The organism is Halorubrum sp. GN12_10-3_MGM (assembly GCF_005435235.1).
In the GTDB taxonomy this organism is placed as follows: Archaea; Halobacteriota; Halobacteria; order Halobacteriales; family Haloferacaceae; genus Halorubrum; species Halorubrum ezzemoulense.
In genome coordinates this window covers 1-9,026 of record NZ_SGUB01000048.1, presented here as the reverse complement: position 1 = coordinate 9,026, position 9,026 = coordinate 1, and the positions used below count along the sequence as shown (strand labels likewise).

General features: G+C 62.4%; 13 protein-coding genes and 1 pseudogene. 12 read left to right on the top strand and 2 right to left on the bottom strand.

Going from position 1 to position 9,026, the window contains the following annotated elements:
• A partial coding sequence (locus tag EXE47_RS17950) for a response regulator (protein WP_137708601.1) occupies positions 1-508 on the bottom strand: 508 nt, incomplete at its 3' end.
• Between the two features lie 193 nt (positions 509-701).
• A complete protein-coding gene (locus EXE47_RS17945; protein WP_094494981.1) occupies positions 702-887 on the bottom strand; it encodes an AbrB/MazE/SpoVT family DNA-binding domain-containing protein in 186 nt (61 codons plus the stop codon).
• A gap of 236 nt (positions 888-1,123) precedes the next feature.
• Here EXE47_RS17945 and EXE47_RS17940 point away from each other — a divergent pair, with 236 nt between their 5' ends.
• The 12 genes and pseudogenes from EXE47_RS17940 to EXE47_RS17885 form a co-directional block, all read left to right on the top strand.
• Positions 1,124-1,303 (top strand): hypothetical protein, encoded by a 180-nt coding sequence (locus EXE47_RS17940; protein ID WP_137708600.1) that lies wholly within the window; start codon positions 1,124-1,126, stop codon positions 1,301-1,303.
• Positions 1,304-1,442: 139 nt separating this feature from the next.
• Complete coding sequence (locus EXE47_RS17935) at positions 1,443-1,967, top strand: hypothetical protein (protein WP_199237924.1); 525 nt, start codon at positions 1,443-1,445, stop codon at positions 1,965-1,967.
• Positions 1,897-2,439 (top strand): hypothetical protein, encoded by a 543-nt coding sequence (locus EXE47_RS17930; protein WP_241997611.1) that lies wholly within the window; start codon positions 1,897-1,899, stop codon positions 2,437-2,439. Before EXE47_RS17935 ends, EXE47_RS17930 begins: the two co-directional genes overlap by 71 nt.
• A 36-nt stretch (positions 2,440-2,475) precedes the next feature.
• Positions 2,476-2,928, top strand: a complete 453-nt coding sequence (locus EXE47_RS17925; RefSeq protein WP_137708598.1) for a hypothetical protein — start codon at positions 2,476-2,478, stop codon at positions 2,926-2,928.
• Positions 2,929-2,930: 2 nt separating this feature from the next.
• Positions 2,931-3,404: a hypothetical protein gene (locus EXE47_RS17920; RefSeq protein WP_094583541.1), complete on the top strand. Its 474-nt coding sequence runs from the start codon at positions 2,931-2,933 to the stop codon at positions 3,402-3,404.
• A 2-nt stretch (positions 3,405-3,406) separates the two neighbouring features.
• The gene (locus tag EXE47_RS17915; protein WP_241997610.1) at positions 3,407-3,691 is read left to right on the top strand and encodes a hypothetical protein; all 285 of its coding nucleotides are present in this window, start codon (positions 3,407-3,409) and stop codon (positions 3,689-3,691) included.
• A gap of 53 nt (positions 3,692-3,744) precedes the next feature.
• Entirely contained in the window at positions 3,745-4,119 is a 375-nt protein-coding gene (locus EXE47_RS17910) for a hypothetical protein (protein ID WP_241997609.1), read from the top strand.
• On the top strand, positions 4,119-4,472 hold the full coding sequence (locus EXE47_RS17905) for a hypothetical protein (protein WP_137708597.1): 354 nt from the start codon (positions 4,119-4,121) through the stop codon (positions 4,470-4,472). Before EXE47_RS17910 ends, EXE47_RS17905 begins: the two co-directional genes overlap by 1 nt.
• Positions 4,469-6,301: a hypothetical protein gene (locus EXE47_RS17900; protein ID WP_241997608.1), complete on the top strand. Its 1,833-nt coding sequence runs from the start codon at positions 4,469-4,471 to the stop codon at positions 6,299-6,301. The genes EXE47_RS17905 and EXE47_RS17900 overlap by 4 nt, the downstream gene beginning before the upstream one ends.
• Positions 6,294-7,046, top strand: coding sequence for a hypothetical protein (locus EXE47_RS17895; RefSeq protein ID WP_137708596.1), 753 nt, complete (start codon positions 6,294-6,296; stop codon positions 7,044-7,046). Before EXE47_RS17900 ends, EXE47_RS17895 begins: the two co-directional genes overlap by 8 nt.
• A 2-nt stretch (positions 7,047-7,048) precedes the next feature.
• On the top strand, positions 7,049-8,299 hold the full coding sequence (locus EXE47_RS17890; RefSeq protein WP_241997607.1) for a hypothetical protein: 1,251 nt from the start codon (positions 7,049-7,051) through the stop codon (positions 8,297-8,299).
• Positions 8,292-9,026 (top strand): annotated as a pseudogene (locus tag EXE47_RS17885) (hypothetical protein); the annotation flags it as partial. The gene EXE47_RS17890 and the pseudogene EXE47_RS17885, both read left to right, overlap by 8 nt.

Sequence of the window (9,026 nt, the reverse complement as noted above, 5' to 3'; positions counted from 1 at the left end):
CCGTCAGCACGACAGTATTGCTCTCTGTGTCCAGTTCGAAACCACCTGTATCACCGTTGAATTCCGTCAATCGCATCAACTGTTCTTGTCTGTCGGCCCGCTCGGCTTCGCGGCGGGTCCGAACGGCATTGCGGATCCGGTTGGCCAAGAGTTCGTACCGTTCGGTGCCGCTCCCCTTCTGGAGATAGTCGGTGACACCGGCAGCAATGGCGTCACTGGCGACTGCCTCGCTGCCCTTGCCGGTGAAGAGAATAAACGGGAGGTCGGGATACTCCTCTCGGACAGCCTGTAGGAATTCGATGCCATCCGTGCCGGGCATATTGTAGTCCGAGACGACGCAGTCAGGCGGGCGGTCATTAATATTCTCCAACCCCTCATCGGCACTGGTCGCTGTCTGGACAGCGAAGCGGTCGTCCTCGCGTTCGAGAAACGTCCCTGTCAGGTCCGTGATGGAGGGGTCATCATCGACGTGGAGAACCTGAATCTTTTGGTGAGAACGGAACGGCATGGTGTACAATGTGTTGTTATTATCAAAAAACTACTGGCCAACTATGAATTAATTTCTCGACATCGACAAGGTCAATTTCAGTCCTGATTCTGCTAATTTGAAATAACAATGCTCTGATGCTGACTTCATCCTCTGTATCTCGCACGGCTATCCTATCAGTCTCTAAGGATTTCAACAAAAGAGTAACACCTTATCAGTCGCTTCGTTTTGCCGGCCGCCGAATCTCCGCCGTATCCGACCCTTCCTCCGCGTAGAACGGGATCTGATCACCCTGCTCGATCTCCCACTCCTCCGCGAGCGGTCGCGGAATCGTCACGGTCACGCTGCCGTCTCCTTCCTGTGCGGTGCGACAGTCGGCGAACCGGTTCTGAATGCCCATACCAACTCTTCTGCTTGTCTGTTAATAAATCGGCAGAACCCACAGAACCTCTTAGATAGACCCCCAAAACCTCCCAATTTTCTGTGATTTAGACGACGGCGCCGCGATGTCCGCGTGTCGAGCCGTCAGATCGGTTCGGCTGTCGAAGCCATGAACGACGACGACACCGGCTCGGAGAACGAGTCCGACGACGGCGGGACGTGGTGGACTGACTGGCGGAATCACCGGGGGGACGCGTGACGGCGGTCGCTCGTCGTTTTGGTCTCAACGAGGACCTTGAGGCGGGGTTCGTGACGCTCGCCGGCGGCCTCGCGATGCTCGCCGACAAGGCGGAGGTCGGGGTCTCCCTCGTTCTCCTCGGCGGGCTGGTCGTCCTTCTCTCCGAGAAAACGGAGCTGCGGGGGACCGGCGCGTGAGCTGGGACCCGACGGGGATCGTAGTCAGCGATGCCTTCCGCGAGTACGTCGAAAAGTTACGAGAGAGCGCCTCGGACGGCGATAATGTCCATTCTGACAAAATGACTCAGACAGCCAGCGGTACGTTCGGAGGAGTGGCATGAATATCAAAAAGACAGGGCTCGCGACGCTGTTGGTGTTCGCGGTCCTTACATCAATGGCGGTCCCGGCGGCCGCACAATCCGGAGCGGAGCTCGCGGACCGAGAGGTGGTCGTCGACGACGAGACGGAGAGCGTGTACCTCGAGGTCACCAACTCGAGCGGCGACGCGCTCAACTACACGGTCTACGGCCTCTCGGATGGACTCTCGACTGAGGTCGACTCGGGGACGATCTCCTCAGCGGACGCGAACGATACGGTTCGACAGACGTTCGCGGTCAACGCGACCGAGTACGACTCCTACCGTGTCGTCGTAACTGAGGACGCGAGCGACTCCGACGAGGAGTCGGCAGACGATATCGAGGTCGGCGCGACGGTCAACCAGGCCGGCGGCGGCGGAATCTTCGCCGGAGTCGGCGGGAGCGGGTTGTTTAGCACACAAAACATCCTAATCGGTGGGGTCGTCGCGGTCGGAGCATACGCGCTCGGACTCCTGGACCCGGTCAAAGAGGCGCTGGAGGGTTGATATGCCTCCGCTAAACCTCGGAGACGGCGGCGGAGTCGATACCCTGAGCGGTATCACGACGTTTCTCTCTGAGGGCGGGTCGGCGGCGCGTGTTCTCACGAGCTCGGTTCTCGGGGTGCTTATCTCGCCGGTCGTCGCGGTCGTCGACGTGATCGACGCGATCGCGACGTTCGCGACAGCTCCCTTTGAGGGGGCCGGCGAGTCAATCTCGACGCTGTTCGACGGGCTCCTCACAGGTCCAGCGGCGCTTATCAAAGCGGGCGCGCGTATCTCCGAGAACGCGATTACGTCGGTTTTCGGCGCGGAACTCGGAGGTATCCTCGCGCTCCCCCTGACAGTCGGGCTCGCTCTTGGGAGTCTCTACCTCCTGGCGACGTTCCTCGACGAGGAGGAGACGGGCAACCTGTTCCCCGGCCTCCCGTTCGACGTACCGATCATCGGCGCCGACGAGGAGGCGGTCGACGACCAATGAGCAACCCGTCGCCGCGGACTCAGGAGGTGAGTCGTCGTGTCGAGTAGCGGCGACAGTAGCCTCCTGACGTTCCTGAACGGCGACACGAGCGGCGAGAATCCGATACTGAACGCGGCGAACCCGGTCCAATGGGGCCGTCTAGGAAAGGCGATCGGAACGAGCGCTATCGCGACCGTCGTCGCGGGGGTAACTGATTTCATATCGGCGGGAGCGGACGCGTTCGTATCGATATTTGGCGGCTTTGCCGGGTTTATCGAAGGGTGGGAGGAGCCGCTCGGAGCGGGCGGCCGCCCGACGGTCGACTCCCCCGGCCTCATTGAGGTAACACTCGGTGCCGTCGGATCTGCCTATTCAAGCGCGTTCCAATTCAGTACCGCCAACTTCGGGATCCTCTCCCTGCCGATCAACGTCGCGATCGTCCTCGCGTCGGTCTACGTCCTGAGCGTCGGGCTCAGGTCGGCCGCCTCGAGGTTCGCTGGAGGTGGATAGTCATGGCGGCGGCTCCGAACGGCGGCGACGACAGTAGCGTGCCGGACGTGGTTCTCCGGTTCGCGAGCGCTCCTCAGGGGTTCATCCTCGGAGCGGTCCTGTCGCCGCTCATTAGCGGCTTAGAGAGCGTCGTCGTCGGGATTCTGGACCTGATTGTGTTCGTCTTTCAGGGCGACGGTCCAGGGCTGGTCGGAACGGTCGGACTCGCTGATATCCCGCTGTTCGTCGGAGAGACGCTGGTCGGCGTCGGGTCGACAGTCGGCGGGTCGGCGGTCGACGGGACCGGGATTCTCGGCGTCGTCGATCGGATCGTGGAGGCGCTGGTCGGATTCGCGTCGATCGGCGGACCGGCGGCGCCGATTATCCTCGCGGCGGAGGTCGTCGCGGTGGTCTACCTGTTCGTTGTGATCGGACGGAGAACGATCCTCGTTATCGCTGACGCGATACCGGGGGCGGCGGGAATCTTGGGAACCTAACAATGGCACCGGACGCACTCAAAAGCCCACCAGCGTTGATAACTGGACTGTTCGGCGCTGTCGCGGCGGTATTCAACATACCGTTCGTCGACCAGATCGCGCTCTACGCGTGGACGAACATCAACCAGCTATTTTACATTTCCTCGCTGGTCTCGACGCTCGGCGAATCAAGTCCGCTCCCGGAGGGGTGGGGGACTCAGTTGGTGGTTGTCACCGGCTCGATTCTCCTGATAAAGCTCCTGTGGGACGCGAGCAACGAAATTGAGGATTCAATCGACGACTCATGAAACTCAACACGACGAAACGAGGCGGTACAGGGCGGTCAACGGAGGGAGCATAGATGCCAGCCATGACTACGGAGGCGATCCTCGGGTGGATCGTTCTCGGCGGGTTCGCGTACGTCCTCGGCGAGTACACGGACGTATTCGCCTACGCGCTACTCTACCCGAAAAAGGCGTTCCGCGCGGTGCGGTCGTCGCTGACCGGAGAGCGAGCCGCGGGAGCCGGCGGTCTCGCCGGGGGGATGTACTTCGGACCTGAGGTATGGGATATCGGTGCGACGGCTCTCGGCGGTCTCGTCGGCGGCGGCGCCGGAGTGATCGCGCTCGACGGACTCGGGCTCGAGCTCACGAACGGGGAGATCGCGGCGGTCGGCCTCGTCGCGGTCCTGGCGTGGATCTACGCGAGCTCGGGGGTCGCGGAGGGAGACGACTAATGGCGGTGATCGAAACGGACTCCGAGGCTAAATGGATCGCAGATGCTTGGGAGTCGAAATCGGGGCGTCTGCGGCTTAGAGACGCTCTCAAAGAGAAGCATCGAGCCATGACGGGCGTCGCTGTGATAGCGTTCGCAGTGGCCGGTATCGCCCTCTCGCTTGGCGTCGACATGGCCGGCAGTGGCGACTTGGCGGGAGGTGCGGTCTCCCTCATAGGCGCTGGAGGGTTCGGTTGGATTGGGCTTGTAGCTCTCGACGAACTGGACTGTCAGCTCCGAGAGAACCACGAGTGTCGTCGCTGTCGGAAAGAAACGAACCGATGGAGGGCCGACGAGAGCGAGGAGGGCCGATGAAACGCGCGTGGGTCGTCGCGACCGCCGCGTTTCTCGTCGCGAGCGCTCTCGTTCCGGTGGCGGCCGCCGCAGGCCCTCAGACGGACGCAACGGCGGCCGTGGAGGCCCACGGGCACGCACAGACGGAGGCTAACACAACGTGGTCCGAGCCGGGACCGTTCGGCCTCGAGGAGCTCCGACGGGGCGGCGTTAAGAGCTCCGCGGCTCCCGAGTCGGCTCGGAACATCGGTATGGGCGGAGTGATCCTCCAATACACTCCGATCAACCCGCTCAGTAATGGTATAAAGCGAGTGTCGCCGGGAGAGACGCTGAACGGCGACATTCTCACGCTCTACAGTAACGCTTACGGAGAGGCGGCGGGCGAGTACGAGTTTGTCGTCGTCTACTGGCAACCGGAGTCGACTGAGGTCGGCGGCTCGACGCGGGAGTACGCCGCGAATCAGACGGTCCAGCGGATCGGCGTCAACTTCGCTCAGGGGTACTCAACGAGCGACGTCGAGCTTCAGTCGCACTACGATAAACAGGTAGAGGCGACAGCATGGCTCGAGCGGGACGGGGAGCGAGTCCCCGGAGCGACGTGGCGGTTTGAACACGCGTCGGCGCCGGCCTCTCAACAGGTCCAGATCGACACGCTCGCGGAGGCCTGGACATACGTGTTCCGGGTCGCGATTCTCCCTGGACTCGCGGCGGTCGTTCTCGGGCTGTCGCTCGCGAAAGTGACGCTCAAGCGAACCGGGACCGGGCCACGATACGGAAAGGGCGCGTGGGTGTTCCTCGGTCTCCTCGGCGGTGGACTCGCGCTCTCTGCCGCGTACTACGAGGTTGCGGTCGTAATCGCGAATCTGGATATCCTGATGGGCCTGTCGCTCGGAGTGATCGCGTACGGCGGCGGGCTCCAGATACACTCCGACGTTGAGTATGTCGGATTCGAGCGGAAAGAGCTCACCTCCGCGATCGCGCTCCGGCAGGGACGCGACGGCGAGTCGGACCCGCAGGCGGTTCCGGACGGCGGCGCGTCGGAGGTAACGGACTCGATAGAGATCCCGGAGTCGAACTATCACGACGAGCTGTATGAGGACCTCCCGCGGCTCCCGATGGTCCGCGGAGAGGGGGGCCGATACATCCCGAAAAAGGGGGTCGGGCCGTTCCTCGCTCGATTCTTCTCAGACGCGGCGCGGCTCGACCTGTCGTCGCTTACGACGCGGGTTCGCGTGAACACGGGGTGTATCTCCGAGAAGGTGTATGTCCACCCGGACTCAGAAGGCGTCAAACACACGGCGGCGCACTTAGCGCGTCGTATGCCCGTGTGGTGGAGAATCGACCCGGAGACGACTGAGCGCGGTGAGAAGCTCCTCTATGGAGCGCTGACGCTCGGAGCGCTCGCGCTGCCTGTTATCGGGTGGAAGGTCGGCGGAGCGGTCGCGAACATCTCGACGGTCGGCGCCGCTCTCGGCGCGGTCGCTCTCGCGGTGGAGTCGCTCGAGGCTCAACCGGGCTCCGTCGAGTTTACTCCGGCGCCGCGTCACGACGTGACGGCCGACGCGAGTCTCACGATCCTCCAGCAAGAACACGCGGACGCGAAAACGCTCGAGGAGTACGAGGAAATCGCCTGGAGCGAGCGGACGACGACGGCGCTCGAGGCGCGGGAGGTCCAGGGCCGGCAGGACAAGACCGTGACGCGGCGGCTCAACGAGGAGGCTCTCGGTATGCTTCTCGACGTGGAAGCGCGGCCGGACTCGGAGTCGGAGCCGACACTCGGCGGTCCTGAGCCGGACACGAACGAGTCGGACACGAGCGACGTTCGCGCGGACGGGGGCGATAATGAGTAGCTCAACGAGCTCGCGTCGGTCGACGCGACCGGCGCTCGAGGTCCTGGACCGGGACCACGACCGGCTACTCTACGACGGCGACGTTCGGCGCGACCCGCCGATTCAACCGCTTGCGGACGGGTTTACGTCGCTTTGGATGGCGCTCTCGTGGTATCAAGCGGCGTCGGTCCGGACGCTCGGACACGTGGAGTCCGTTCTCGAGCCGAGACATATCATGCCGGAGTCGCCGGTATTCGACGATCTCCTCCGACGGAGTGAGACGGGGCCGTACGTTCGACAGCGGCTCGTTGAGTCTATGGACGACGCGTGCGACCTCGCGTTTCGACAATTCCGCGACCGGGCCAAAGAGCGCCTCGAGGACGACGACGAGAGCGTGACGATCGACCCGGAGAACGAGCGGAACCCGCTCATGCGACCGGCGTTCGAGCGGCTCGACACGGGTCAATCGAAGGCGCTCCGAGATCTCTGGACGGGATTCGACTCGCGGCGCGAGGTCACTCGCTGGCTTCGTAGCGTGACGGCGGTCACGAACGGCGAGAAGCCTCAGGGAGCGGTCAACGACCTAGAGCGGTCGAGTCCGCTCATGGAGGCGCTTCTCGACAGCGAGAGCGACGGAGCGACGCTGACGAGGTACAGATTCGCAGTTAGCACGCTTCTCCCCGCGTGTAATGCGGCGGCTCGGACGCTCCGCGGGTCCGAGTCCGCGAACGTCGACAGCGACATGGGGAAATGGGAACGAGGATAACAATGGCGAAAGCACATCAAGACGGAGGTAGAGCCGGTAAGCCGCCGGAAGGGAAGTCCTGGGGAGAGAACACTAAGCAATCACATCCGGAGTATCCAAACGTCGAGGATAAGCCGCCGGGATGGAACAACAAAGCGACAGACGCGAAGGACATTCGCCGACGATTCGGTATTGAACCGTTCAGCGACACATATGATTTCCGAGCATACCCGGACTGTCTAATCCACGAGTCGGCTACGGAGGACCGTGGAACCACTCAAGTCGGTGGTACAAACTTCCTCGCGACCGGCGAGAAAGGCTCAGGAAAGTCCACTTGGGGACTTTATTGGACGACTCGTCTGATGGAAGTGAACAGCGAGGCGGTCGTTTGGCGCGGGAGCCCTACTCGGTCTGAGTGGCTCCCGCTGAAGCCTTGGACGAGGCTGTTCCTTCCAAGTTCGGCGAAACACGAGGCCTCCTGGAAGCCTATCGAGGTATCCGGAACAGTAGAAGATAGCAACGCTGACCTCGAGGAGGAGGTCCGTGAAGTCGTCTACTACGACGATCCGATCGACCTGAATCAGAAGCTCAAACCGGGGACTTTCAACGTCGTCTACCCGGACCCGAGCTTTAGCGGATGTGAGGAGATCGTCAATGAATCGGACTACTTTGATGGAAAAGTCGAGTGGGTCGCACGTTGGAACGCGAGTGAGGAAAAAGAGCCCACTCCGCTCGTTCATTGGTGGTTCGCGTGGGCTATCGCACGTATCGAACACGGCCCTTACCTTTGGACATCGCTGGTGTTCGACGAGACCGCGGACCTCGCACCGGAGAGTGCCAAAGCGGACGTTCATGAGACCTACGAGAAGGTGAAAGCACTCCGGAAAGTGATGGCAGACTCTCGAAAGTTCCATTTCAGCCTGTTCTACCTGGCACACCACGAGGAGAACCTCCATTCAAAGATCCGTCGGACGATCCAATGGCGTATTTCCATGCCGGACGGGACCGCGAACCCCGCAGAAGAGAACAACGACCGGGCTCCCGTCGGGTTCAGTTCGATACCAATGATCCGAGACCAGCTCTCCCGTCGTCCTGTCGGGAATTTGATTTTCTGGAACGAAACAAGTTTCAACAAGGTTGTTTGGGACGATATAGCCAAATTCCCGGAGGATGAGCGTCGCTGGCTGAAAATCTCGCTCAGCGAGGGCTGCGCACGCGCGCGTAGCGGAGTAGAGGCCACCGGGGGGGAGGGAGGTGAGCCTGCCGATGACTGACGACAGCGCTCTCGAGGACCTGCCGGTCGGGACGCTCGTCGTCGTCGGCGCGCTCCTCTTGGCGGCGCTGACGCTCCCGACGTTCGCTCCCGGAACGGGTCCGGAGGAACCGGACGCGAACAACGGGACGATCGTCACTCCGGACGGAACCGAGCTCGAGGAGGTCAATCGCGGACCGATCGACGGGCTCAACGTCCTGCCGGGGTCGCACTTGATGGACGATAGCCCGACTGTTCACGCGTCGACGGGCGCTCAGACGATGCGCGTCGAGACGACGACCGTCGACGGCGAGTCGGCGCTCAACTTGTCGGACGATCGCACGCACGACGGCCGATGGGTTGCTGTTCCAACTGAGTGGTTCAAGGGCGCGTACGGAGAGGTTCCGAGTGTCGCGCGCATCGCACATGAGGACGGCGGGACCTACACGGAGCCGCTTCAGGTCCGCGGTGACTCCGCCGCGTTCTTTGTCCGCGGGTTCTCGACGAACACGGTCACATTCGGCGGCGATCTCGTGATTCAGGACCGGCCGGCGACCGACGGGACGCGACACACGTACCAACTGGACTCGAGGGACTCTGTCGACGACGTGTCGATCAATTTGACGGGCGTCGAAAACACTGCCCCAGCCTCGGCCTCCACCGCGAGCGCGGTCGACGGCGATACCATCCCGCTCACAGTCGGCGGCAACAATCAACCCCGTGACGAGCAGATAACGTTTACCGGATAC